The 24,879-nt window shown below is 64.4% G+C and carries 32 protein-coding genes; 31 read left to right on the forward strand and 1 reads right to left on the reverse strand.

The features are described from left to right. Positions 1-18: 18 nt before the first annotated feature. From OKA04_RS23345 to OKA04_RS23400, 12 genes are read left to right on the forward strand one after another with little or no spacing between them, the layout of a single operon-like run. Positions 19-234, forward strand: a complete 216-nt coding sequence (locus tag OKA04_RS23345) for a hypothetical protein (protein WP_264503644.1) — start codon at positions 19-21, stop codon at positions 232-234. After that, positions 231-2,801 (forward strand): DNA methyltransferase, encoded by a 2,571-nt coding sequence (locus OKA04_RS23350; protein ID WP_264503645.1) that lies wholly within the window; start codon positions 231-233, stop codon positions 2,799-2,801. The genes OKA04_RS23345 and OKA04_RS23350 overlap by 4 nt, the downstream gene beginning before the upstream one ends. Next, positions 2,798-3,466: a hypothetical protein gene (locus OKA04_RS23355; protein ID WP_264503646.1), complete on the forward strand. Its 669-nt coding sequence runs from the start codon at positions 2,798-2,800 to the stop codon at positions 3,464-3,466. Before OKA04_RS23350 ends, OKA04_RS23355 begins: the two co-directional genes overlap by 4 nt. Before the next feature lie 25 nt (positions 3,467-3,491). Beyond that, positions 3,492-3,734, forward strand: coding sequence for a hypothetical protein (locus tag OKA04_RS23360; RefSeq protein ID WP_264503647.1), 243 nt, complete (start codon positions 3,492-3,494; stop codon positions 3,732-3,734). Next, positions 3,731-4,705 (forward strand): DNA cytosine methyltransferase, encoded by a 975-nt coding sequence (locus OKA04_RS23365; protein WP_264503648.1) that lies wholly within the window; start codon positions 3,731-3,733, stop codon positions 4,703-4,705. The genes OKA04_RS23360 and OKA04_RS23365 overlap by 4 nt, the downstream gene beginning before the upstream one ends. Further along, the gene (locus OKA04_RS23370; RefSeq protein ID WP_264503649.1) at positions 4,705-5,322 is read left to right on the forward strand and encodes a hypothetical protein; all 618 of its coding nucleotides are present in this window, start codon (positions 4,705-4,707) and stop codon (positions 5,320-5,322) included. The genes OKA04_RS23365 and OKA04_RS23370 overlap by 1 nt, the downstream gene beginning before the upstream one ends. 53 nt (positions 5,323-5,375) lie before the next feature. Further along, positions 5,376-6,236, forward strand: coding sequence for a hypothetical protein (locus tag OKA04_RS23375; protein ID WP_264503650.1), 861 nt, complete (start codon positions 5,376-5,378; stop codon positions 6,234-6,236). 14 nt (positions 6,237-6,250) lie between these two features. Next, positions 6,251-7,111 (forward strand): ATP-binding protein, encoded by an 861-nt coding sequence (locus OKA04_RS23380; protein WP_264503651.1) that lies wholly within the window; start codon positions 6,251-6,253, stop codon positions 7,109-7,111. After that, positions 7,108-7,734 carry a helix-turn-helix domain-containing protein gene (locus OKA04_RS23385; protein ID WP_264503652.1) on the forward strand — a complete coding sequence of 209 codons (627 nt, stop codon included), beginning with the start codon at positions 7,108-7,110 and terminating at the stop codon, positions 7,732-7,734. The genes OKA04_RS23380 and OKA04_RS23385 overlap by 4 nt, the downstream gene beginning before the upstream one ends. Before the next feature lie 9 nt (positions 7,735-7,743). After that, positions 7,744-8,484 (forward strand): terminase small subunit-like protein, encoded by a 741-nt coding sequence (locus tag OKA04_RS23390; RefSeq protein ID WP_264503653.1) that lies wholly within the window; start codon positions 7,744-7,746, stop codon positions 8,482-8,484. Beyond that, positions 8,481-8,972 carry a hypothetical protein gene (locus tag OKA04_RS23395; protein WP_264503654.1) on the forward strand — a complete coding sequence of 164 codons (492 nt, stop codon included), beginning with the start codon at positions 8,481-8,483 and terminating at the stop codon, positions 8,970-8,972. The genes OKA04_RS23390 and OKA04_RS23395 overlap by 4 nt, the downstream gene beginning before the upstream one ends. Continuing rightward, on the forward strand, positions 8,969-10,342 hold the full coding sequence (locus tag OKA04_RS23400) for a hypothetical protein (protein ID WP_264503655.1): 1,374 nt from the start codon (positions 8,969-8,971) through the stop codon (positions 10,340-10,342). Before OKA04_RS23395 ends, OKA04_RS23400 begins: the two co-directional genes overlap by 4 nt. On the opposite strand, the gene OKA04_RS23405 is transcribed toward OKA04_RS23400, so the two are convergent. After that, complete coding sequence (locus OKA04_RS23405) at positions 10,339-11,178, reverse strand: toll/interleukin-1 receptor domain-containing protein (protein ID WP_264503656.1); 840 nt, start codon at positions 11,176-11,178, stop codon at positions 10,339-10,341. The genes OKA04_RS23400 and OKA04_RS23405 overlap by 4 nt on opposite strands. Before the next feature lie 108 nt (positions 11,179-11,286). On the opposite strand from OKA04_RS23405, the gene OKA04_RS23410 reads away from it, so the two are divergent. The 19 genes from OKA04_RS23410 to OKA04_RS23500 all read left to right on the forward strand — a co-directional run bounded on the left by OKA04_RS23410 (position 11,287) and on the right by OKA04_RS23500 (position 24,867). After that, entirely contained in the window at positions 11,287-11,658 is a 372-nt protein-coding gene (locus tag OKA04_RS23410; protein ID WP_264503657.1) for a hypothetical protein, read from the forward strand. Between the two features lie 161 nt (positions 11,659-11,819). Beyond that, positions 11,820-12,407, forward strand: coding sequence for a hypothetical protein (locus tag OKA04_RS23415; protein ID WP_264503658.1), 588 nt, complete (start codon positions 11,820-11,822; stop codon positions 12,405-12,407). 3 nt (positions 12,408-12,410) lie between these two features. Continuing rightward, positions 12,411-12,713, forward strand: coding sequence for a hypothetical protein (locus OKA04_RS23420; protein WP_264503659.1), 303 nt, complete (start codon positions 12,411-12,413; stop codon positions 12,711-12,713). Continuing rightward, positions 12,710-13,048 carry a hypothetical protein gene (locus tag OKA04_RS23425; RefSeq protein WP_264503660.1) on the forward strand — a complete coding sequence of 113 codons (339 nt, stop codon included), beginning with the start codon at positions 12,710-12,712 and terminating at the stop codon, positions 13,046-13,048. Before OKA04_RS23420 ends, OKA04_RS23425 begins: the two co-directional genes overlap by 4 nt. Next, positions 13,045-13,233, forward strand: a complete 189-nt coding sequence (locus OKA04_RS23430; protein ID WP_264503661.1) for a hypothetical protein — start codon at positions 13,045-13,047, stop codon at positions 13,231-13,233. Before OKA04_RS23425 ends, OKA04_RS23430 begins: the two co-directional genes overlap by 4 nt. After that, positions 13,230-14,240, forward strand: coding sequence for a hypothetical protein (locus OKA04_RS23435; protein WP_264503662.1), 1,011 nt, complete (start codon positions 13,230-13,232; stop codon positions 14,238-14,240). The genes OKA04_RS23430 and OKA04_RS23435 overlap by 4 nt, the downstream gene beginning before the upstream one ends. A gap of 62 nt (positions 14,241-14,302) precedes the next feature. Next, positions 14,303-14,635 carry a hypothetical protein gene (locus OKA04_RS23440; protein WP_264503663.1) on the forward strand — a complete coding sequence of 111 codons (333 nt, stop codon included), beginning with the start codon at positions 14,303-14,305 and terminating at the stop codon, positions 14,633-14,635. Positions 14,636-14,789: 154 nt separating this feature from the next. Next, complete coding sequence (locus tag OKA04_RS23445; protein WP_264503664.1) at positions 14,790-16,388, forward strand: phage portal protein family protein; 1,599 nt, start codon at positions 14,790-14,792, stop codon at positions 16,386-16,388. Between the two features lie 28 nt (positions 16,389-16,416). Next, positions 16,417-17,790, forward strand: a complete 1,374-nt coding sequence (locus tag OKA04_RS23450; protein ID WP_264503665.1) for a putative phage head morphogenesis protein — start codon at positions 16,417-16,419, stop codon at positions 17,788-17,790. Then, a complete protein-coding gene (locus OKA04_RS23455; protein ID WP_264503666.1) occupies positions 17,787-18,437 on the forward strand; it encodes a hypothetical protein in 651 nt (216 codons plus the stop codon). Before OKA04_RS23450 ends, OKA04_RS23455 begins: the two co-directional genes overlap by 4 nt. A gap of 52 nt (positions 18,438-18,489) precedes the next feature. Beyond that, complete coding sequence (locus tag OKA04_RS23460; RefSeq protein ID WP_264503667.1) at positions 18,490-19,863, forward strand: DUF6161 domain-containing protein; 1,374 nt, start codon at positions 18,490-18,492, stop codon at positions 19,861-19,863. A gap of 59 nt (positions 19,864-19,922) precedes the next feature. Beyond that, complete coding sequence (locus OKA04_RS23465) at positions 19,923-20,945, forward strand: phage protease (RefSeq protein WP_264503668.1); 1,023 nt, start codon at positions 19,923-19,925, stop codon at positions 20,943-20,945. A 40-nt stretch (positions 20,946-20,985) separates the two neighbouring features. Continuing rightward, a complete protein-coding gene (locus OKA04_RS23470) occupies positions 20,986-21,369 on the forward strand; it encodes a hypothetical protein (protein WP_264503669.1) in 384 nt (127 codons plus the stop codon). 45 nt (positions 21,370-21,414) lie between these two features. Further along, positions 21,415-22,329 (forward strand): hypothetical protein, encoded by a 915-nt coding sequence (locus tag OKA04_RS23475; protein ID WP_264503670.1) that lies wholly within the window; start codon positions 21,415-21,417, stop codon positions 22,327-22,329. A gap of 96 nt (positions 22,330-22,425) precedes the next feature. Continuing rightward, positions 22,426-22,839, forward strand: coding sequence for a hypothetical protein (locus tag OKA04_RS23480; RefSeq protein WP_264503671.1), 414 nt, complete (start codon positions 22,426-22,428; stop codon positions 22,837-22,839). Positions 22,840-22,853: 14 nt separating this feature from the next. Further along, the gene (locus OKA04_RS23485) at positions 22,854-23,327 is read left to right on the forward strand and encodes a hypothetical protein (protein ID WP_264503672.1); all 474 of its coding nucleotides are present in this window, start codon (positions 22,854-22,856) and stop codon (positions 23,325-23,327) included. Continuing rightward, complete coding sequence (locus tag OKA04_RS23490; protein ID WP_264503673.1) at positions 23,324-23,548, forward strand: hypothetical protein; 225 nt, start codon at positions 23,324-23,326, stop codon at positions 23,546-23,548. The genes OKA04_RS23485 and OKA04_RS23490 overlap by 4 nt, the downstream gene beginning before the upstream one ends. Positions 23,549-23,597: 49 nt before the next feature. Continuing rightward, a complete protein-coding gene (locus OKA04_RS23495) occupies positions 23,598-24,125 on the forward strand; it encodes a hypothetical protein (protein ID WP_264503674.1) in 528 nt (175 codons plus the stop codon). Positions 24,126-24,132: 7 nt separating this feature from the next. Beyond that, entirely contained in the window at positions 24,133-24,867 is a 735-nt protein-coding gene (locus OKA04_RS23500) for a hypothetical protein (RefSeq protein ID WP_264503675.1), read from the forward strand. Positions 24,868-24,879: the final 12 nt, after the last annotated feature.

Below are 24,879 nucleotides of genomic sequence, written 5' to 3' on the forward strand. Positions count from 1 at the left end.
CATGCCGACAACTGGCGAATGGCGTTCCGCCTCGCCTTCTACCGCGAGCTTGGAAAGCCCTTCTACGTGATGGTGCAGCATGGGTTTCCCCGACTCGTGATGGAGGTGGGACCTAGCCGCCGGGAGGTGGCGATGTCGCCAATGTCCGTGGCGAGAAAATGGAACACCTTCCGGAAGTGGTCCGCCCAGATCCAGCGCCTCGCATCAGGTAGCAACGGAAAGGAAAGATCATGACCCCCTACCTCGACTTCCTCCGCGCCAAGATCCCTGCCGCCGAGAAGACGGGCTTTGCCCCACCTTCCCCGCACAATGCCGGGCTGTCCCCGCATTCCCGGGAGATCTGCGACTGGGCGATCCGGCAGGGCCGCGCGGCCGTCTTCGCATCCTTCGGCCTGCACAAGACGCGCATGAACCTCCAGCTCGGCTGGTGGGTGGCCGAGCAGACCGGCGGGAAATACCTCATCGTCGCGCCGCTCGGCGTGCGACAGGAATTCACCCGCAACGACGGGCCCGCCATGGGCATCCCCGTCCACTTCGTCCGCACCACCGCGGAGGTCGATGCCACCCGCGGGCGCGTCTTCATCACGAACTACGAGAGCGTCCGCGACGGGAAGATCGACGTCACCCGCTTCGCCGGCGTGGGGCTCGACGAGGCGGCCGTGCTCCGCAGCTACGGGAGCAAGACCTACCAGACCTTCCTGCAGGTGTGCCGCCCGGTGCCCTACCGCTTCGTCTTCACCGCCACGCCCAGCCCGAACCGCTACAAGGAACTCATCCACTACGCCGCCTTCCTCGGCGTCATGGACAGCGGCGAGGCGCTCACGAGGTTCTTCCAGCGGGACAGCTCGCAGGCGAATACCCTCACGCTTTACCCGCACATGGAGCGGCAGTTCTGGTATTGGCTCTCCACCTGGAGCGTCTTCATCCAGCGCCCCAGCGACCTCGGCTACCCGGACACCGGCTACGACATGCCCGCGCTGAAGGTCCACTGGCACAAGCTCGACGTGGATCACACGCAGGCATGGCAGAAGGCCGACCGCGACGGCCAGCGCGCGCTCTTCCTCGACGAGGCCGCCGGCCTAAAAGAGGCCGCATCCTCGAAGCGAGGCTCGATCGACAAGCGGCTCGCGAAGGCGCGGGAGATCATCAATGCCGCCGGTGACGAAGCCGTGGCCACCTGCCAGCCGCAGCCGCACTGGCTCCTCTGGCATGACCTCGAAAGCGAGCGCCACGAGATTGAGCGGCTCTTCGCCGGTGACGACTGCCGCACCGTCTATGGCTCGCAAGACCTCGATGCCCGCGAGGACCGCATCGTGGACTTCGCCGAGGGACGGTACCGGATCCTTGCCACGAAACCCTCGCTCGCCGGCAGCGGCTGCAATTTCCAGCGCCACTGCCACAAGGCGATCTTCCTCGGGGTCGGCTACAAGTTCGCCGACTTCATCCAGGCCATCCACCGCATCTACCGCTTCGGCCAGCGCCACCAGGTGGAGATCCACATCATCTACCTCGATAGCGAGACGCCGATCAAGGACGCGCTGGAAGCCAAGTGGCGTCAGCATGACCAGCTCGTCGCCCGCCAGACCGCGCTGCTCCGCGAATACCGCCTGAAAGCCGACAATCCCATGGAACTCCTCCGCTCACTCGTCACCGGGGACGACCGCGCCGAAGCGCGCGGCCACCGCTTCCGGGCCATCCACAATGACACCGCCCTCGAGCTGCCCACCTGGGAGGCCGACAGCGTGCATGCCATCGTCACGTCCATTCCCTTCGGCAACCAATACGAGTATAGCCCCACCTACAACGACCTCGGGCACAATACCGACAATGCCGCCTTTTTCGCGCAGATGGACTACATCGTCCCCGAGCTGCTGCGCGTGCTCAAGCCGGGGCGCGTCGCCGCGATCCACGTCAAGGACCGCATCCGCTTCGGCAATGTCACCGGCATCGGCTTCCCGACCGTCGAGCCCTTCAGCGACATGACCCGCGAGTGCTTCGTGAAGCACGGCTTCGCCTTCATGGCGAGAATCACGATCGACACCGACGTGGTGCGGGAAAACTCGCAGACCTACCGCCTGAGCTGGACCGAGCAGTGCAAGGACGGGACGAAGATGGGCGCGGGCATGCCGGAATACGTGCTGATCTTCCGCAAGCCTCCGACGGACACCAGCGACGGCTACGCCGATGACCCGGTGGCGAAGGCCAAGGCCGACTACCCCTGCGGCGACTGGCAGATCGATGCCGCCGGTCTGTGGCGGTCCGATGGCAACCGCCTGATTGAGCCGCACCTGCTGGCAGGTCTCCCGCTCGAGCAGGCGAAGCGCCTGTGGATCGCCCACTCGCAGTCGGCGCCGTATTCCCACGAGCTCCACGCCGCGATCAACCAGGCCTTCGAGGCGAAGGGCGCGCTGCCCGGATCCTTCATGCTCTTCCCGCCGATCTCGCGGAATCCCGATGTCTGGACCGACATCGCCCGCATCAACACGCTGAACAGCGAGCAAAGCCGCCGGGCCGAGGAAAAGCACGTCTGCCCGCTCCAGCTCGACATCATCAAGCGGCTCGTCACCCGCTACACCAATGCCGGGGAGATCGTCCTCGATCCCTTCCTCGGCATCGGCAGCACCCTCCACCAGGCCATCCGCATGGGCCGCCACGGCTGGGGCATCGAGCTCAACCGCGACTACTGGCGCACCGCCGCCGGCTACGGCGAGGCCGCCGAGAACGAGGTCGCCCTGCCCACCCTGCTCGACCTGATGCAGGCGGAGACCGAAGCCGAAACCCCGAACACGACCGCGGCATGAGCACGAGCACGATCAAGGAACGCCCCATCCTCTTCAGCGGCCCCATGGTCCGCGCCCTCCTCGACGGCACAAAGACACAGACGCGGCGAATCATCGCTCCGCAGCCGGAAGCAACGTCATTTGCTTACCTCTGGAAGGGCCGGGAGATCGGCGAGAAGATATTCCCTCTGACGTGCTGTCCCTATGGCGCACCAGGGGACCGGCTGTGGGTGCGGGAGACATTTGGAGATCGAGCCGATTACGCAGCCATCGGAGCCCTCCACAAGGATCGCTACTATTACGCCGCGGACGGGAAGAAAGCTGGCTGGCGCTATCGCCCGTCGATCCACATGCCCCGGAAGGCGAGCCGCATCACCCTCGAAGTCGTCTCCGTCCGCGTCGAGCGGCTGCAGGACATCAGCGAGGAGGATGCCATCGCAGAGGGCATTGAATGCACGCACCGCGATGAGGATCGCACCTTCTGGAAGAACTATCGATTTGAAGGCCCTATCGCCAAGCGCGGCAAGGTGTGGACTCCGGAGGAAAACCAGATCGTGAACTACAATCGTAAGCCTGTCCGGTCTTACCAGTCCCTCTGGGAATCCATCAACGGCCCCGGTTCATGGGACGCCAACCCGTGGGTGTGGGTGGTCGAGTTCAAGCGCCTTTCCCCCACCGATCACTGATCACCGATCACCCGGCACCTTCCCCGTGATCCACACCATCTACCAAACCCCGCCCGTCTGCTTCGGGTATCCGGACACGCCTCCAGACGAGCAGGCCCCCGCCTTCATCGGCCAGCACACCGGCCACTTGCCGAAGCCGGGCGACACCTTCGCCCGCTACGGCGAGCACTGGACCATCACCGAATCCACCACCACCGGCAAGGCCCCGTGGACCTTCCGCGCGAGGGCGACGGCCGTCGCCGCACCCGCTCCGATCCCCGCCCCGTGAACTACTACAACGAGCACGATCCCAAGGCCGCCGCCTGGCTCCGCGAGCTGATCGCGCAAGGGCACATCCCGGCGGGGGACGTGGATGAACGCTCGATCATCGATGTCCGACCTCATGAACTCACCCGCTACACCCAGCAGCATTTCTTCGCCGGTATTGGCGGATGGTCTCTCGCCCTCCGGCTTGCCGGCTGGCCCGACGACCGACCTGTTCGGACAGGAAGTTGCCCCTGCCAGCCCTTCTCGCAGGCAGGCCGCGGACTCGGCACGAAAGACGCGCGCCACCTCTGGCCGGTCTTCCGCGACCTCATCACCTTCGGCGATCCTACAGTCACGTTTGGCGAGCAGGTTGCGTCAAAGGCTGGGCGTGACTGGCTCGCTGGAGTTCGCGCTGACCTGGAAGGACTGGGCTATGCCGTCGGGGCCGCCGATCTGTGCGCTGCGGGCGTCGGCGCACCGCACATCCGGCAACGCATCTTCTGGCTGGCCGACCCCTGTCGCCAGCATCAGCCCACCGGCTCCGTGGAAAGAAGGAGTTCCATGGTGGCTTCAAAGCCGGGCGGCACGAAACATCGAGGCACTGATAGCGGGCTGGGGCACACCGACAGCCAACACGCCGGGCGGCACGCCGGAGCAAGCGATTGCCCGGAAGGAAAGTCATCCCTGCGGGAAGGTGGCGACAGCCCTTGCACACCAGGTGCAGATGGTAGGTTGGGCGACTCCTCTGGCTACGGACTGCGAGGCAGCGGGCGGCCCTCTCAATACCTGCCTCACCAACCAAGTCACTGGTCGCTATTCGACCTCATCTCCTGTGCCGACGGAAAAGCGCGGCGCATTGAACCCGGCTCATTCCCGCTGGCTCATGGGGTTCCCGCCCGAGTGGGACGACTGCGCGGCTACGGCAATGCCATCATCCCGCAAGCCGCCGCGGAGTTCATCGGTGCCTGGCTAGACCTCTCCACCTTCCCCTGATGTCCCACGCCCCCTCACGCACGCCGCTGCCGCACCCGCTTTCCGCGGCATCGCTGCAGGCCTTCACGTCGCCGCGATGCCGCGTCTTCTCGCGGGTCCTGCGCGACGCGGCGACGGGCACGGTGATGGTCGCCAACGGCTGCATCGCGCTGCGCGTGACCCGCGGGCCCGTGACCTTCGACGACAGCCTGCCGCCGGCCAGCGACGACTTCAAGAGGCGGCTCGACCGCCTGCCGTGGGCGCGCTTCGGCCCGGAGCATCAGGCCCGGCGGATGCGCCCGGCACCGTGGGCATCCTTCGACTCGATCCGCGGCGACCTCTACCGCTACGGGCTGGAAGAGCTGTGGCTCCCCGACGGCCGCATGACGAAGGACAAGCCGGTGTGGACCGGCGACGGCATGCACATCCCGCTCGCCATCCTCCAGCTCGTCGCCCGCCTCCCGCGCTGCGAGGCGTGCATCAACCGCGCGCACGACTACCTGCTCATCCGCTTCACCGGCGGCGAGGGCATGATCGCCAACCGCTACCTCAAGGTCCGCGGCGGCGACGTCCCGCCCCTCACCCTCACCATCTTCCAACCCCGCGGCACCGACGGACTGCCGGGGGGATTGGTCTAACAGACGGCAGATGGAGGATCGCAGATGGAAGATTTCAAATTTCACCCAAGCAAATGGAGTATCTCAACCTCGACCTAGCGGACCTGAACTCGGAGGAGTATCGCGGAAGCGAACCCGTCGAGCGGGGGACGTGGCTCTCGCTGATCGGCTACTGCGCCCACCAGGAGAACGGTGGCCTGATCGCGGGCGCGAAGGAATGGAAGGACCGCAAGTGCCAGCAGGTGCTGGGAATCACCCGGCACGAGATGCTGCGCGATTGCGCGCTGTGGAGCTTCGAGGGGGATGACCTGCGGGTGATGTTCTACCCGCTGGCGCAGGAGGAAAAGCTGCGCGCGAAACGCGAGGCCGGGAGGCTGGGAGGTCAGGCATCATCCGAAGCAAAGACCCAAGCGGCCCGAGTCAACGGACGCAGTGGAGGGCGAAGCAAAAACCCAAGCAAAACCCAAGCTGAGGGCGAAGCAGAAACCGAAGCAAAAGCCAAACAGGACCCAAGCGAAAACCCAACGGAAGGTAATAGTAAGGTAAGGGAAGGAAAGGTAATAGGAGAGAGAGAGAGCGTGCGCGACGCTGACATCGCCAGAAAGGCGGAGCAGATCGTGGCGGCCTTCCCGCGGCGGGAGCGCTATGCCGAGGCTCTGATGAGCGTGAAGCGGCAGCTTGCCTCCGGGGAATCCTTCGAGGCGATGCTGGCGGGCACGAAGGCGGCGGCGGCATTCCTGGCCACGGCACCGAGCGCGGCAGCGAACAAGTATTCGCCGAGCGCGCTGAGGTTCTTCGAGGACAAGCGGTGGATGGACGATCCAGCGACACTGATCCGGCCGCCTGCCGGCGCGGTGAACGGTCACGTAGGGAAGGGCGAGATGAGCGCGGAAGAGGTGGCGCTGCAACTCGGCGGCAGAGGACTCGACTACTGAGAATTTTCCAACCCATGAGCTACCAGCACGACATCGACCGGCAGAAGGCGATCCGCGAGGCGAAGACCGCCGGCGGCAGGGATGCCGCGAGCATCCTCGGGCAGGGCACGGAAGGCTTGCGGCAGGATGCCGCAGCCACGGGGCCGCTGTGCGGCTGTGGAGCACCCGTGGACGCCACGCTGCTGGAGATCCGTCAGTGGTTCCCATCGCTCTCCCCGGACCTCTGCTCGGCGTGCTACGAGGCCGCGGAGCGCGAGAGCGCGGCGAGGGTGGAGGAAGAGACCGAACTGGCCGAGCGACGGCACCGGCTGGCCCGCCTGGATGCCACCATCCCGCCGGAGATGCTGGAGACCCGCACCGGCCACGTGGCCTTCAACGGCGCGCTGTGGCTGCTCGTGTGCGAGTGGACGCCGGCCACCCGCCGCTGGCTGCTGATCACCGGCCTGCCGGGCCGCTGCAAGACGCGCGTGGTCTCGCTGCTGGCGAAGCAGATGATCATGGACGGGGTGCGGCTGGTGTGGACGACAGCGATCGAGCTGCAGGTGGCGGTGGAGGACCTGCGCTCGAACCACCACGGTACGGTGGAGGCGGCACGGGTGGCCCTGCGCGAGTGGAAGCACGCCGCGGTGCTGGTGCTCGACGACCTCGGCAAGAACACGTGGACGCCCTCGCTGGAGGCGCGGCTCTTCGAACTCATCGACCACCGCAAGACGCGGCTGCTGCCGACGATCATCACCGCGAATACCCCGCTGGCGGAACTGCTGCGGACCAAGGCGATCAGCGTGGAGCGCGGCGGACCGATCATCGGACGCATCCTCGAGGCGAGCCGCGGATGGAACATCGAGGCACCAGAAATCGGAGGGAGGCGCGGATGAAGGAAGTGCAGCTACATCTCTTTGACGTGGTCGCTGCGGCGGTTCGGTCTGCGTCGGGCGAGGGCGCGACTATGCGTCATGCAGGTTTTCGCGAAGCGCCTTTAGAAGTTTTTTCATTCGCGGAAACCCTTGCTGCAAAAAGGAAATCGCGCCGTTTGACGCAGGATATGGCTGCGCAAATGGTGCCTGTAGATGTCAGCACGTGGTGGCGCTGGGAGACCGGAAAGATAGTGCCTAGCGTCCTAGTGCAGCGTGCAGTGCTCAAGATGCTGGAGCCGTCATCAGCCCCAGCCTCCGGCCTTGGTCGCCGCCAGCGGATGGCGCTCTCCAACAGCCATCACCTCCACTGGGAAAAACACAAGGGATGGGTGCTGCGCCTGACGATCAGCCGAGGATCCAAGGTCATCGGCAAGCGTATGAAATTCCATCTCGCCACCAAGGACCTGGATACCGCCCTGAAGGCCCGCACGCTGGTGCTGGCCACGCTGAGGAAGCTGGGGCTGACAGTGCAGCCGCGGAGGCAGCGGAAGCAGGGCAAGGGGGAGAGCCATCGGGCGAAGGGAACTCAGCCAGTGCTCAAGGAATCCTTTACAACTGAAACCGGGGCCAGCGGGCGGGATTGAGAACGGATCATGAAGGACAAGGATAAGCGCGTGGCTGGCGGCAAGGGCAAGCAGCCCGCGAGGAAGCAAGCGGTGGCGGCCAAGAAGACGGCGAAGGCGCGGAAGGTGGCAAAGCCGGTCGCGGGGAAAGCTGTGGTTGCGAGGAAGCAGGCGAAGAAGGTGGCGGGGAAGCAGGCGGGGGCTGTGAAAGTTGGACCTTCCAAGCGGGGCAGTGCCCCGCGCTCCCAGGAGCGAAAGCCGGGGAGGCCGACGATCTTTTCGCAGGTGCTGGCGGACCGGATCTGCGAGCTGCTGGCGGAGGGGAAGTCGATGCGGGAAATCTGCTCGGACGGGGCGATGCCGCACCGGGACACGGTGAGGGAGTGGCGGAAGAGTCATGAGGGGTTTTCCGGCCAATACGCGCGCGCGTGCGAGGACGGATCCGACCTGATGGTGGAGGACATGCTGCGGCTGGCGGATGACAAGTCACAGGACCTGGTGCCGTCGGAATTCGGCCCGAAGCCGAACATCGCCGCGGTGCAGCGGTCGAAGGTGCAGATCGACGTGCGCATGTGGATCTTGAGCAAGCGCGAGCCGGACCGCTTTGGCCCGAAGGTGCAGACGGAGATCTCCGGCAAAGGCGGGAAGCCGATGGAGCTGGTGATCACGCCGGAATCCATCGCGAAGATCGCGGCGGCATCGGCGCATGCGGCGAACGTGGAGGCTCCGGCGGCGGAACTCAGCAAACGGAAACCAAACGAAGAATCATGAGCACTACGGCACAAGGATCGTTCGACATCGAGTATCTGACCAAGCACGGGCACCTCAGCGTCGAGGACGCGCGCAACCTGCACGTGAAATGCTCTCAGGAGAATGGGATGACAGATCTGGCTGAGATCGTGGCAAGCTGGAACCTGCGTGATCCGGAAGCTCCATGGGAGTCGGGCATCGTCGGGGTGTATGTTCACCAACTCACCAACCTGGTCTATGCCTTCATGGCGGACAAGGTCCACGAAGCTTCCAAAGACGGGCCGAAAGAGACGCCCCTCATGGTCCTTGTGGGCTTCAATCCCCGGCGAGCGGCGCGGGGTAAAGGAGCTGCGAGAATCGAAGCGACATGGCCGGATGGCGAGGTCGAGTTCCTTTGGATGGATAAGGATGACATCATCGGGAATCTCCTTGAGCACGGATCGCAGCAGGGGCTCGTGGATGCTCTCCATGCCTATGCGCAGATGATGGGCAACGCACCCGCCGCATGAACCTCACTCCCTGGCAGTGGGCGATTGCGCGGGGGCGGGAGCTTTACCCGTGGCAGATCGAGGCGCTGGAGGCCTTCGGGCGGGGGTATCCGACGGCGGTGGCGACGTGCAACGGGGCGGGGAAGACGACCGTTTTGGCCGGGAATGCGGTGGACTGGTTTTTCTGGAAGCACCCGCGGGGGAAGCTGGTGGCGACGTCATCGAGCTTCAACCAGCTGCAGAACCAGACGTGGCCGGCGCTGGAGAGCCGCCTGCCGGACTTCTACTCGATCCGCCGGGGATCGGCCCCGCTGAGGATCGAGACGCCGCAGGGAGGCGAGGGGACGGGCTTCTCGACGAAGGAAGCCGGGCGCGCGGAGGGATGGCACCCGACCATCTCGCCGGACGTGGACCCGGTGATGCTGCTGATCGACGAGGCGAAGACGGTACCGGATGCGATCTGGTCGGCCTTCGACCGCTGCACGCTGAAATACCAGCTCATCATCAGCTCGCCTGGGCCGCCGTCGGGGCGGTTCTTCGAGTGCTTTCACTCGCTGCGGAAATACTACTGGAGCCGTCAGGTGCCGAGCGTGGAGTGCCCGCACATCGCGGGCTGGAAGCGTGAGCGGGACCGGGAGATCCACGGGGAGACGAGCGACATCTACCGCTCGATGCACCTCGCGGAATTCACCGAGGGCGGGGAGTTCCTGATCATCACGCCGCTGGCGCTGCGGGCGGCGCTGGACCTCCAGACGAGATCGCCGCACCGGGGCGAGACGGTGGCCTTCTGCGACTTCGCCCGCGGGCGGGACGAGAACGTGCTGGCGATCCGGCGGGGGAATGACGTCCGGATCATCGATGCGTGGCGCGAGAAGGACGGCGTGCAGGCGGTGCGGCGGTTCATCCGGTTGCTCAAGCAGGAAGATCCGCGGAACGACTTCACGTCCGTACCGTCGGGGAGCGTGTGGGGCGATGCGGACGGGCTGGGCGGGCCGATGATCGACATCTTCAAGGACGAGGGATTTCCCATCAATGAATTCCACGGCGGGCAGTCGGCGCTCGACCCGGTGAACTACGCCAACCTCATCACCGAGGTGTGGCTGCAGGGCGTGCGGAAGATCGAGCGCGGGAACCTGCACCTGGGCGAGCTGGACCCGGACACGTTTCGCCAGCTCACGACGCGCTACCTGAACTATGCCAAGAACGGGAAGAAGAAGGTGGAGAGCAAGGAGGACATGGCCAAGCGTGGGGTGAAGAGCCCGGACCGGGCGGACGCGCTGCTCGGGGCGATCATGGTGGGAAGCCACATGAGCGGCGCGATGACGTCGGAGGACGTGGGGAGCGTGCTGGCGGAGCCGGGGGACTTCGGGACGAGGGTGGAGGTGTTTTAATACATCATTTGGTAATGATTCAACGCATCATTAGAATCCTCTGTAAGCTCTAGCAACCCAGCTAATGCTGTGGCTTTATTCTTCGGCAGTCCTGCGGACATGAGCCGGGTCACAAGTTGTTTCGTGTCTTCCGTTGATACGCTGTGAGCATCTAATATGTCTTTGAGCAAAGAAAACATTGCCGCGGACGTCGTTGATGGGGCTTTTGCCTGTAGAGGGCGAATGTAAGTTGTTTTGGCGGTGGGAGAAGCTTCTTCGATTTCTCTTATCCGGCGATCCATGCCGCGCATGTGCTGGAGGATCTCATCAATTTTGTCGCTTTCCGAACGTGCGGGCATCGGAGCGCCGACAGGGCAATCAATCAGAATCTTTGCGAACCTTTCCTCAAAGTCTGGCCAATACTTGCTGAACGCACTATTTAGCCTGCCTTCCTTTAGGCTGGAGTCACATAGAAGGGAATTCAGCGTTCGGACAAGATGCCACATGTCCGCCTTAGTGGGCTGGGTATGGTTGAACTCCGAGAGCGGAGGACGGATCTCGGACTTCTCTACATCGACCAGGAAGGTGATGACCCGCTGGCTACGCAGGCCGCGTGCGAGAGCGCCGGATTCAAAGAGAATCCAAGGCTTCTCCCGGTTCTCGGCTGTCACGCAGACAATGCCCGCTTTCACCTCTTGTAGCTGGTCGCCGATCTCACTGAACCACAGCGCGCCGCGGTCGATATCCCGCTCAGAGATCCATGGTTGCAGGGTCTGGATCACGGATTGCAGCCAGTCATCGAGCAGATAGGCGACGGCTTTGCTGCGTTCGCCGGACCAGGAGAGGAAAACTTTCACGGTGGCGTGTTAGGGATTTCGCGGCTGGCCGTCAATCTACGGGAACGCGGGCGGGGGCCAGTGGGTGAGTTGGGAGAGTTGAGGGGGAGAGGGCAGGGTGATGGGCGTATGAAGGCACGCATCCTTTCGATCCTCGCGGCGATTGCCGCATTCCTCACGGTGCTGGGCGGGCTCGACCTGTCGGGCATGATCCATCTCTTCCCCAACGAGGTGGCGACCGGGCTGACCACGGCACTCCCTGCGCTGGCGGTGCTGACCCATCTGATCCGCGCCCTCGGCGATGCCTTCGATGACGGCCAGATCAACGGCAGCTTCAAGGCCATCGCGTTCTTCCTGGTGCTGTCGGTGATGTGCTTCGGGATGGTGGCCTGCCAGCACCTCGCGGGGACGACCATCAGCTTTGACGAGAATGGCAACGCGGTGGTGATCCCGCCGCCCACCAAGCCGATCGTGATCCCTGCCGTGGATGGCGGGAAGTGATCCCCAGATTTTTGTGCGACAGCCCTAGCAACCGAGACAGCGAACGAACAAGACGGACAAGCCGTGAGTGTCCGCGAAGTGCCGAGGTGTCACTCCCTTTGCGCCTTGACCCGGCAAAGTGGCCAACCGCGGCCCGGGACCCTTTCCAACGAACTCTTTCCATGAGCAAGACCATCCCCGTATCCCGCCCTGCCGCCCGACAGGCAATCGTCGAGGCCCTCGCCGCCAAGGCAATCGTGGCGGCTGGTGGCGTGCATCTCCCACCTGTCTTCCTGGTAGGCGTGCGAGGCTACTACCGGGACACCATGGGTAAGCCCGGCATGAATGATCGTGGTATCTACGATGATGCGATCTTTGTTTGCGGACCAGAGACCTTTGCCGCTTTCAACGCGAACACCGATCCCTCGGCCTTCAAGGCCGCGGTGGCCAGTTTGCTTCCCGGTGTCCATTGGTATCGCCCGGGAAAACATGGTATCAGCAAGCCCGGCGGCGGCTACCCGGCCTTCCGTCCGGCCACGAAGGGTGAAGAGCTCCCCGTGAAGCGAGATGGCGAGTCCGCCGTGCCAAGCAAGCGCCCGGGCGTCGCCATCAACATTCACCGCGGCGGCACCTCCACCACCAGCTCGGCCGGTTGTCAGACGGTACCTCCTTCCCAGTGGGCGGCCTTCCACGCGCTCGTGACCGACCAGATCAAGCGCTACAGCCAGACCAAGTTTCCCTACATCCTCATCGAAGGGCCCATTTCCTAAGCCATGCCCACGCGCGAGACATCCCGGACCTTCAACCTCAACACGGTGGTTGGGCTTTGCACGCTGATAGGCGGCTTTGTCGCTGCGGCGTTTTACTTCGCCCCGCTCCAGACGCTGCCCGATGACATGCGGGAGGTGAAGAAAGAGGTGGGGACGATGCAGAACGTGCAGGCGGTGCAGACCGACGCGCTGCAGCGGTTGGCCAAGGTGGCGGAGGACGGGGCGAACACGCGCCGCGAGGTGGATCGTGCGGCCACGGAGATCCGCGAGGTGAAGCGCCGGCTGGAACGGCTCGAACAACGATGATCCAACCCGGCATCTACCATCTGAAGATCCCCGCTGGGTCGCAGTTCCAGCAGACGCTGGAGCTGACCGATGCCGCGGGCACGGCCTTGCCGCTGACGGCCTACGGGCCCTTCCGCGCGCAGATCCGGGCGATGAAGCGGACCGATCCGCTGATTGCGGAGATCGCGGTGGACAACGCGGAGCTCGCCGCCGGGAAGATTACGCTGAGCCTTTCCAAGGCGCAGACCACGAATGCCAAGGGGCGCGCCCGGTGGGACCTGATTGACGACGCGGGACGGCCGTGGGTGACCGGCGACGTGGACCTCGGACCAACCATCACCGAACCGCCCCTATGAGCGAGCCCGCCATCCAGGTCATCGTGAGGCCGCTGGTCACTGCCGTGAAGATCGCCGTGCAAGACACGGTGATCGGTGGCGGGGGCGGGCAGGCCTTCGCATATGACGCCGCGGAGGGCGAGCTGGTCACCGAGGTGGACGGCGTCACCTACCGCGTGGCGGCACGCATCCAAGAACCATCATGAATAAGCTGATCCATCTATTCCTCGCCCTCGCTGCGGTGTTGCCAGTGATGGCCGCACCGCCGGCGACCGATGACATCTATCTGCTCCGCTGGGACGGGGACTCATGGGAGCGAGCGCTGGTGAGTCCACCGGCGAACTCGCTGCTCGGCTGGAATGGCAGCAAGCAGCCGGTGGCGCTGGCGGTGAGCGGGTTCGAGGCGGCGGGATCGGCGGCGGCGGCGCAGGCGTATGCGGTGCAGCGGGGTAATCATACGGGCACGCAGGCGATCGGGACGATCACGGGGACGGGGCCGTTTGCGACGGGGACGAATGCGGCGAACCTGACGGGGACACTGGCGGCGGCGCGGATCGCGGACGGGAGCCTCACCATCGCGAAGGTCGCGAGCTTGCAGACGACGCTGGACGGGAAGGCGAATCTGGCGGGCGGGAACACGTGGAGCGGGGTGCAGACGGTCGATGCGATCACGGTCAACGGGCTGTCGAGCTATCCGGACACGGCGACGGTGAGCCTTACGGCGGCGTCGCGGGATACTTGGCTGACAGCGCTGGGGGGGGCTGCTCCGACGGGGACGGGGGGGCTCGTGCGGAGCGGGGGTAACATCGGGGCGGCGACAGGATCTAGCCTAACGCTATCATCCGGGCTAACCATTGGGTCCGCAGAGACGTTGTCATGGTCAGGGAGAGTTAATGTTGTGGCATTGGGCAACACGGTGCTCCGTGTTACCAACTCCGGGAACGCTAGGGGGTACACTCTGGATGGTGACATTGACGGGCTCCTGAAGCTCAGGAATCGCGCCAACACTGCCGATGCATCTCTATCGGCCCTCAACCTCACCGCCTCCGGCACGGTCACGGCGGGCAACCTTACCCTCTCGCCCTCGGCCGCGGTGACGCCGGCGAACAACGGCAACCTGGTGATGGAGGCGACTAGCAACACGCAGCTCACGTTCCGCTACAAGGGGAGCGACGGGGTGGTGCGCAGTGCGACCCTCACCCTTGCGCCTTGATCCCTTGTCCGGCCGGGCAACCGATCCATCAAACCAACCATCCAACCTAGCCTCGATTTACCATGGTCATCGTAGCAGAAAATCCATTCACGATCCCGGCGGCGGCGGAGCGGGTATTCCCGCACTGGTGGGTGCGGCGTTTCAACGTGACGAGCAACAGCCCGGAGGACGGGGAGTTTTACGCGGAGCTGGTGCCCTACAACCAGGCGACCGGGAACATCTGCCATGCGGAGGTGCGGGTGATCCGGCTGCCGCTGTGGGAGCTGGTGGCGGCGGTGCCGGAGGCGCTGGGCGCGATGCACGGGGTGTTTGGCGCGATGGGGGCGATCGTGGCGTTTGATGATGCGCGGAAGGCTCCGGTGGTGGGGGAGGAAGCGGGCGGTGAGCAGCCGTAAGCATTACGCGTATTGCTTACGCGGGACGTAAGTAGGGAGATCCGTCCAAGCGGGGCAGTGCCCCGCGTTCCCACGGGGGCGGGGGCCAGTGGGTGGACTGCACCGGGGGCCATTGGCAGAGGCAAAGTCTGGCATGGGACATGGCTTTGCACCTGTGGGACGATCGTTGCCGGCGCGGCGGGATGAGCTGGTGACCGCGAGGGCGGCGTCGCCGTCCGCGGTGATCGGCGGGGATGTGGACACGGGGAGCATCGTGGTGCCGCAGGCGCGGGAGCGGATGCTGGAGATCTTCGACCGGGTGCAGCGGCCCACCGAGGTGGCGAACACGCTGGAGGGTGCGCTGTTTTCCTCGCTGTGGCAGCAGCAGATGCTCTTCCAGGCGATGATCGACACGTGGCCGAGGCTGCAGAAGGCACTGCGGGAGGTGAAGCTGGCGGCGCGCAAGGCCCCGTGGCAGGTGTGCGGGTTCGCGGACCGCGGGGAGAAACCGGACGCGAAGGCGGAGAAGCTGGCCAAGGAGGTCGAGCGCATCGTGTGGGGCATGAAGCCGGATCCTGTGCGCGGGCTGAAGGGCTTCGAGGGGACGGTGGAGGAGCTGGCGATGGGGTATTTCCTCGGTCACCACGTGCTCGAGCCGCACTGGAAGCGCCGGGCCGATGGCCGGGTGGTGCCGGTGTCCACGCTGCCGGTGCCGCCGCGCTACTACGGATATCCCTCCATGGAGGACGGTCCTGACCGGCTGATGCTGGATCGTGCCGGCTCGATGGTGACGACGTCGTATGAGGACTTCCCGCCGCATCGCTTTCTGATCGCGGTGAACGGTGGCCACAGCGGTCACCCGGCGCACTCGGCACCGCTGCGCGTGCTAGCGGGCTACTGGCTGGCGGCGATCTACGGGCTCAAGTGGTTCATGCAGTTCGCGCAGCTCTTCGGCATTCCTTTCCGCTGGGCGACGTACGCCGACGGCGATGCGAAGGCGAAGGCGGAGCTGGGCTCAATGATGGCGAACATGGGCTCGCAGGGGTGGGCGGCCTTCAAGCAGGGCGTGAAGCTGGAGTTCATGGACACCAACAAAGGCTCGGGTTCGCTGGCTCAGGCCGAGCTGCTGAAGCTGGCGGACGAGCAGTGCGACATCTTCATCCTCGGGCAGACGCTCACCAGCTCGCAGGGCGAGCGCGGGAGCCAGTCGCTCGGCGAGGTGCACATGGGCGTGCGGCAGGAGCTGCTGGCCGGCGTGTGTGACTTCGTGGGGGAGATCCTGACGCACCAGTTCATCCCGGCGATCGTCGCGGCGAACTACGGCGACAGCGTGGACGAGATGCCGTCGATGTGGGCGAAGTGGGAGGAGGCGAAGGACGAGCAGGCGCTGGCGAACCGGGACAAGGCGCTGGGCCTGCTCGATGGCAGCATGCCGGTGGACAAGGCATGGCTCTACGAGCGCCACGGGGTGCCGATGCCGGAGGAGGGAGCGGAGCTATTCAAGGAGAAGCCGGAACCGGTGGAGGTGCCGGGAATTGGTCCGGATGGGAAGCCATTGCCGGGGCAGGCGGGACCTTCCAAGCGGGGCAGTGCCCCGCGCTCCCAGGAGGAGGATGAGGACAAGGATAAGGTCGAGGCCACTGATGCGGAGGACGCCGCGGAGATGGTGGCGCGGATGGAGAAGCTGAAGAAGGACGGGCTGCTCGATGTCGATGCCGTGGCCGAGGCGATGGCGGCGGTGTGGATTGAAGGGAATGTGCCGGGTGATCGGTGATCCGTGATCGGTGGAAGAATTTTGACCCATGGCGAGCGACGGTGACATGTCCGAGGCGATGAAGCTCTTCGCGGAGCGGGAGAACCTGCCGACGTCGATGGACTCGGAGGAGCTTTCGCTGGTGGCGCGGGAGCTGCGGGAGCGGTCGTTCTTCATGTCGAAGGTGGAGGATGCGGTGGTCCTCGATCGCTTCCGTCAGGCGGCGGATGACTTCGTGGCCGGGAGGAAGGACCGCAACACGCTGGACAAGGAGCTGGAGGCTTGGCTGGAGGCGAAGGGCTACAATGCGCCAGCCGGGAAGGCGGGCGGGCTCCAGGATCTTTCCAGCCTGCGCCGCATCTCGGTCGTGCTGACGATGAACCTCGACATGGTGCGGGGTCATGCGCGGTGGCTGCGGATGCAGCAGACGCTGAAGGTCTTCCCGGCGCTGCAACTGGTGCGCGTCTCCGACCGGGTGGAGAAACGGCAGTGGCCGTCGCGGTGGATCGCGGCGATGGACAAGCTGGGATCGGACACCATGGCGAAGCGGATCGAGAAGGGCGGTGGCTCGCCCGGTGACCCGATCTCCAATTGGACACTGGTGGCGCCGGTGAACGATCCCATCTGGATCGAGATCTCGGCCTTCCAGCAGCCGTATCCGCCCTTTGACTGGGGGAGCGGGGTGGGCGTGCGACCGGTGCCACGGGCACAGGCGAAGGAATTGGACGTGCTGCCACCGAAGGACTCGCCGATGGCAGTGCCGCAGGAGCGAAGCCTGAACGAGACGCTGGAGGCCACGCCGCCGCTGTCCACGCCCGAGGCGCGGGACGAGCTGTCGAAGGACCTCGGGCGCTTCGGCGAGTGGGAGGGGGACAAGATCGTTTTCACGGATCCTGACGGGACCAAGCCCTACACGGCGGAGAAGCTGGCGGAGGTGTGGGCCAAGCCCGCGCCGCCGGGGTATGACCAGGTTTCCCAGCGCGACGAGCTGGAGGCGTGGGACGGTGGCCTGACGCCGGACAAGACCGACCCGCGGGTGACGCTGCGGAGGCTCTTCGACCGGCTGCAGAATGCCGAGCCGCTGCCGCGGGAACTGCACCGCAGCTACCCGCTGACTCCGAAGGCGGCGGACGAGCTCATGACCGGGCTGCGCCGGCGGGTGATGAGCGTGCCGGGAGACCGGGCAGGATGGGATTTCCATGCCGAGGCGGCGCGGGCCGCGACGATCGAGCCGGGCGCGGGGTGGATTGTCACGCTGACGGTGCGCGGGGTGACGCTGGCCAAGGACGTCCGCGCGCTGCGGCCGGCGGGAAAGCCCGGCTACGTCTATGTGGGCGGGAAGGTATTCCGGGTGGTGGACTTCGTGCAGTATCCGGTCTCGCGGCGGATCGCGATCACGCTGGAGGAGGGCGTGCAGCCATGATCCAGATCACCATCGATGCCGCGGGGCTGGGGCTGACGATCGACCAGCTCGCGGCGGCGACGGCCGACAAGGAGTCGCTGCATCTGGCGGCGGCAGCGGCGGTGGAATTCGCGTGGGATGCCCACCTCGAGGCGCACTACAAACCGAAGGACGAGGGACAGCTCGACTACTGGGCCGACGTGCAGCGGTCGCTGGAGAGCACGTCCAGCGCCGAGGCTGGCATGGTGCGGGTGACACAGGATTTCATCGAGCTCTACTACTACGGCGGCACGACGACACCGGGGAAGAGCATCAGCTCGTGGACGGGCAAGCTCACGCGGGCCCTGGCCAAGCCGTCCGAGCGGGTGCCGGTGGTGGACGGCAGGCGGATCGCGCCGGGGCGCTTCCGCGAGGACCATGCCGAGCTGGCCTTCATCCGGGCGATGGAGGGCGACGTGATCGGCTATCTCTTCGAGGCGATCGAGGACGGCTTGATCTCGCGAGGGCGGAACAAGGGCAAGCCGAGGCTGAGGCGGGCGGGGCCCCTGATGTATACCCTGATGAGCCGCTACACCTACCCGCCCGATCCCGGAATCATCCCGCCGGATGCGGAGCTGTCGGCGGCGGCGCGGCAGGCGGTGCTGGATTTTCTGGAGGTCGATACTTAATGAATGACATGACGGACATTTGGCAGGATTGGTCCCGATTCTAACTTTATTCATGATCCTCCCCGATCCTCACACAGTTGATCCTCGCGCAGTTCGAATCGGCTTAAATCTCGACCTCGGTGCAAGGGGCGGAATTCTCGATTTTCCCACCCTAGGCGAGTTTGAGGATTGGTTTAGAGATGAGGTGGCGTTCTGGAGCTTTTTGCGGGAAGAGCCGTCCAGCACGCACGCGAACACGTTTGGTTCTCTGCATCGATTCCACCAATTCGAGAGTGAGGTTAGTCAGTGTCTCGCTCAATTTGTGGCTGAGTGGGCAGCACTCGATTCATCCATAAATGACGCGAACTTTAGGATCAGTCACTCAAACACGACAGAGGGTGCAAGGGCGGAGGGACTAGAACGAGTCGACCAGATTCTTGCTGAGAAAGCAAAGCGAGTGGTGATATTACGTGGGGACCTACATAATGTCGTCGTTTCGGCAGTGGCATCGGCGGGCACCCGGATACTTTCGTTAGAGCCCGAAGCGCAATTTTTGAAGAAATATGCGAAGAAACATCCTGCGGAAGCGGTTTATGCCCTGGATCAGTTTTTAGAGCTTCGTCAATATCGGCCAGACCCGCGCTCGTTAGATGCTAAGGGTAGAATGGATGCGTTGTTATTTGCCGCAGGTCATAAAAGAAGTCCCGAGTTTCATGATAAAGCGTTCGCGAAAATGGTGGGCAAGTGGGATAAGGAGCTTGAACGGTATAAGGCGACATTTGATGGGCTAAAGGATGACTTTGGCGTTCAGAACTTAGAGATTAAGGAGGCGGCACAAAAACTTTTGGATTTTCATGCGGAAGCAAGGGGGAAGTTTGTGGATTTGGAAGCCTTTTATAAAAGTTCGATTGATAAGACAATGAGCGAAAGCGCGCAGGATTTGAAGGCTCTCACAGTCACCTATGACGAGCATATGGCGTTGAAGGCTCCGGCATCTTATTGGAGCGGGAAAAATCATCTCCACACGAGAAAGATGGAAAAGCTCAGAAATTGGGTGGTTATTGCTTCGTTGGCTGCATTTGCTGGGATCAGTCTAAGCGCCTACATTCTATTGCCAGAGTTCTACCCTAAAGACACGGTGCCATGGAGATCTCTTGGTATATTTCTTCTGGTGTGCACTTTTGCCCTTTCTTTCGTTAGGCTGACAATAAAGCTGATGTTGAGCAATCTTCATCTTGCTGCAGACGCGGAAGAAAGGACAATCATGATTCGCACATTCATGGCATTGCTGCGTCGAACATCCGCTCAAGAGGGCCTTAAAAAAGAGGATGTTGCGATTGTCCTGGCTCCGATTTTCAGGCCTTCGACGTCCGGGATCATCAAAGATGATGGAGGTCCAACATCGCTAGGGGAGTTTTTGAGTCACATGTCTGGAGGAAACAAATGATGTAACGGGGGCCAGTGGGCGGGGTGGCTGTGTCGGGGACGGGGTGAGATGACCGGGGCATGTCGAATGTCCTGATTTTCTCGGCCCTGGCTTGTGCGTTGCAGGGGGAGGGAGCGCCGTCGGAGTTCGTGTTTTTGCCGGAGGGCGAGCACAAGCTGACGCCGCAGTCGCACCCGAAGGGCATCACCGTGAAGATGCCGGCGGATAAGGGGGCCCAGGTGGCGGCGGCCTTCAACGAGGCGCTGGCGAAGCGTGAGAACGTGACGGCGTGGTGCGACTTCGAGCACTCGCGCAAGTATCCCGTGTCCTGCTACCCGACGAGCTTCCGCTACGTGCCCGGACAGGGCGTGGTGGCGACGGTGGAGTGGTCGAAGAGCGGGCGCGAGGCGGTGGAAGGCAGGGATGCGCGGTTTTTTTCGCCGGAGTTCTACATCGGCGACGATGGCGTCCCGACGGGACTGCCGGACAGGGGGCCAGTGGGGGCTCTGTGCACCGAGCCAGCGTTCCGGGAGATTCCGGCCATCACCGCGGCTGATGCAGACGCGGACAAGCCAACCGAATCTCAGCAGACCATGTCATCGCTAATCATCCTCGCCGCACTCGGCATCGACCACTCCCGCTCCGACGCGGATCAGGCGGGCCTCACCAAGCTCCAGGAGATCCAGGCGGCCGCCGCCAGGGTGCCGGGGCTGGAAGGCGAAGTGACCAAGCTCAAGGGCGAGGTCAAGGACGGCAAGCAGAAGGCCGGTCTCGCGCTCTTCAAGCGTGCCGTCACTGCCGGGCTGGAGAAGGCCGACGATGCCGAACGCAAGGCCAGGTATCTCAGCGCCGCCGAAGCCGATGACAGCTTCGCCCTCGAACTGCTTACCGAGAAGGTGGCCGCCGCGGAAGCGGGCAAAGGCGATGATGACGATGACATCACCAAGCCGATCGTCACCGCGCGGGACAGTGGCGGGGCGAAGAACAACGAGCAGCGCATCTCCGCCGCGCAGACCAAGGCCCGCAACGAACTCGGGCCCGGTGCGAACTTCTCCGAAGTCTGGGCACGTGCCGCCGAGATCGACCCGCCTGCCTTCGTGTAAGGCGTCCCGCCATCCACTCTAACAATCATCTCTTCCGATTATGGCTCTTTCCCGTGAAGTCCCCATCGTTCCGATCCCCAACGGCGCTGCGAACGTGACGCTTGGCAAGATCGTCAAGGCCTCCGCCGGCACGTGTATCGTGACGACCGCTGCGACGGACGCCGCTCTCGGCGTCATCACCGAGGACACCGCTGCGGGCGGTGTCGCAAGCGTGGCCCCGGCAGGATCCGGCGCAATCGTGCTGGTGGAAGCCTCCGCCAGCGGCATCGCCATCGGAGACAACCTGGTGCCGGCTGCCAATGGCCAGTGCAACAAGAGCACGACCGCGACGCACAAGGTCTTCGCCATCGCGCTGGAGCCATCCACCGCCGCGGGTCAGCTCATCGAGGCCGTGCTTTCGCCCGGCTACATCATCCTGCCGTAAGCGGGCCAAGCCCCAACATCACTCATCATTTCATCCCTCTGAATCATGGCCACGCCTGCCAACATCAATACCCTCAACCAGTTCGCCAAGGGGCTCTTCCAGAGCTCGGCGAGCCCCCTTGCGGACTTCCTTGCGCCCGTGGTTGTCACCGGCGCGGCAGAGTTCAGCATCATTGACTATGCCAAGCGCTCGGCCTTCCAGGTGCCGAATGCGAAACGAGCGATCGGTGGAGACTCCAAGGCCGTCGTGACCGATGGCGAGAAGATCAACATTTCGCTGCAGCCTTATGCGCTGCACGATATGATCGACAAGCACGAGCTCGACAAGGCTACCACCGGCGAAGGCTCCCGCCTGCTCCGTGAGGCCCGCGTCGGCAACCTGGTGTCCCAAGCTGGGAACAGCCGATTGTATGAAACCCTCACGGTGCTGCGCGCCGGCGTTGCTGCCACTCCGGAATCCTGGGCGGATGCCGAAGACCCGATCAAGGACATCGACAATTACATGAAGGTGATCGCGGACCGTCTCGGGCTCTTGCCCAACCGTGTCGTGTTCGCCCTCGGAGCATGGTCGATTTTCAAGAATCACCCGAAGGTGATTGCCCGCCATCCCGGTGCCGCAGAGGTTGCTCCCAAGCTGGCGGATGTCGGCTCCCTCTTTCTGAACCCGAACACCCGATGCGAACTGAGCACCGTGGTGTTTGACAACGGGAAGCTGAATGCTCCGGTCAGCAAGGCCAACGCTCTCACCGCCACCAATCCCGAGGTGTGGATCTACTTCGCTGCTGACGGTGCAAACACCTTCGATGCTTCCGCGTTCAAGACCTTCCGCGTGCAGGCGAATCCCTTCGGAGGCGTCCGCATCAAGGAGAAGGATTTCGGCGAGAAGGTCATCACCGAGTGGACCGAAGCTGCCTACGTCAACAACGCCGACGCGGCGGTCCGCCTGACCATCTCGGCCTAACATCTTCCTGGGTCGGTCCATTGGTTACGAGTCGAGGCCCCGTCCGTTCCGGCGGGCGGGGCTTTGCTTCCCTCACACACGCTATCCGCATCCTCCATGTCATGGGTCCAGCTCACCAGCACGCACGTCCTCGCCCGTCTCACGACGGACGAAAAGGAGGCATTCGAGGCGGTGGGCGAGGACACCTCGACGGACAAGCTCAGCGGGATCATCGAGCAGGTGACCTCTCTGGTCCGGTCGAAGGTGGCGAGCTGTTCCAGCAATACCATGGGACCCGCGGGAACCATCCCGTCAGGATCCTTGTGGCATGCGGTCAGCCTGTGCCGAGCCGGGCTTGTGGCCGCGCAGCCCACGATGGAAGGCCAGACCGATCCGCGCGCCGCGGAGACCCGCGAGGCCTACCGGTATCTCGACCAGCTCGCGCGCTGCGAGGTGCTGGCCGACGTGCCGGAAGTGCCGCCCGTGCCGGTGTCCGGCTCGTGGGGCAGCAAGCCGCTGATGGACTTCTGATTTTTGCGCACCCCATGAGCGTCCTACTCTCCCGCGCCGATGCCCTGGCCGCCTACCTGATGACAGTGGACGGGCTGCAGGGCATCACGTGGATGGTGGAGCGGGCGCGGAACCTCGACAGCGAATTCACGAAGGCCACGGCGAAGAAGCTGGGGCTGGGCGTGATCCGTTTCCTCGGGGGAACCAACAAGGATCGCAACCTGAACTCCGTGCGGCTCGCGGCCCGCTACAGTGTCACCCTGTTTTTCAAGCCGGTCATCAAGGCAGGCGTCCCGCGCGACGGCAGCAAGGAGCCCGCGGACGTGGCCGAGCTGGCCGCGCGCGCGATGCACCACTGGTTTCCCGTGGAGACACCGACCAAGAGCCAGGTGCGATTCGAGGTGACCGGGATGCAGACGGCGGATGCCGAGCATTTCCACGTGATCCGCATCGATGCCGAGAGCGTCGTCCAATTTTCCTCCGAACCCGTTTCCCTCATCGAGCCATGAACGATCCTGTTGCCACGCCTGCCGCCTCCAAGACACCCGACCTGCCAAGCGGGGCAGTGCCCCGCGCTCCCAGCGGGTCCATCGCGAAGATCCTGTGCCGCGATGTGCTGAAGGCGAAGGGCTTCACCTTTGCCAAGGGCAAGGTGGTGGAAGGCGTGTCGCTCGAGCACGCGAAGCACCTGGTGGAGACCGGCAAGGCCGAGATCCTCGACGTGGCCTGATGCCTTTTCCCCGACCTGACAGACGAACCCCTTTTCATTTCCGATTGCCATGAAAGACATCATCGCCGGTTACCATATCTTCCTCGCCCGTGAAGGCGCTGTCATCGACGGCGTGACCGTCGCGGACGACGCCAAACCGGACACGAGTCCGGAGAGCAACTACACCCGCGTGGCGCACTGCGAGAGCTTCGAGCCGCGCCGCACGGGCAACCGTCTTGTGCGCCGCTCGCCGGATCCGGGCCGCTTCCAGGACCGCGCGGTCATCATCACGAACCAGCAGATCGAGTATGTTTTGGGTCTGCAGGAGTGGAGCGACATGACGCTGGCCGAGGGCCTGCTCGGCGGCTCCGCGCCGGTGGCCGGTGTCTTCGTCCCCAACGGGGCGACCGAGGACATCCGCGGCTGGTTCCTGATCCAGGGATACGACCACGAGAACAACCAGATCCTCGCGCTGAACGTGTGGGGCGAGGCGCGCGTGGAGCCCTACACCTTTGGCGAGAACCTGACGGCCTACCGCTTCATCGTCCGCCAGCTCTCCAGCACGCTCAACACCGGCGAAGTCTCCAACCTCTCCTGATCCCGCCATGGTCCCCGATCCTCCGGTCTCGATCGATCTCGGCGCGGGTGGCAGCGGCCCGTGGCCTGCCTTCACGCTCGCGGGCGTGACGGGAACCCATGCCGCGGCGCTGAACGTGGCCTACACCCTCGCGCCCTACAACGGCAGCGCCTGGCGCTATGCCGGGGCGGGCACCGCGGAGGTGATCCAGACGAGCCCGGGAAACTGGGCGATCCGCACCAGCGCGACGAACCGCTTCACGGGCGCAGGCCTGTGGCCGTGGGACGTGGCGACATGGACGGCAGCGGGTGGCGGTGCGGGCACGCCCGCGCTGACCCGCACGCAGGCGGCTCCGGTGGATCTCGACCTTGCCGGTGCCAGCACCACGACGTTCGCGGTGATGGAAACCAACCTGTCCGGGACCAATGACGACCTGAGTTTCACGAGCAAGCTGCCGGGGCGGCTGGGGAATGACGTGCGCGTGCGCTACCAGCACCCGAACCTCTCCAACCAATCGACGGCCGTGCAGGTCGAGGGCCGGGACATCACCGTACTGCTTGCGACCGACGGCTCAGCCGTGATCACCAGCACCGCGACGCAGGTCAAGGCGGCCATCGACGGCCATGCCGAGGCTTCCAAGCTCGTGACGGTGGCGAACAAGGCCGGCAACACCGGCGCGGGACTGGTGCAAACGATGGCCTTCACGGCGCTGGCCGGTGGGACCGGAGGGCTGCCGCTGCCACCCGAGACGATCGCTCTCTAACAACCCCTTCGC

The organism is Luteolibacter flavescens (genome assembly GCF_025950085.1).
In the GTDB taxonomy this organism is placed as follows: domain Bacteria; phylum Verrucomicrobiota; class Verrucomicrobiia; order Verrucomicrobiales; family Akkermansiaceae; genus Haloferula; species Haloferula flavescens.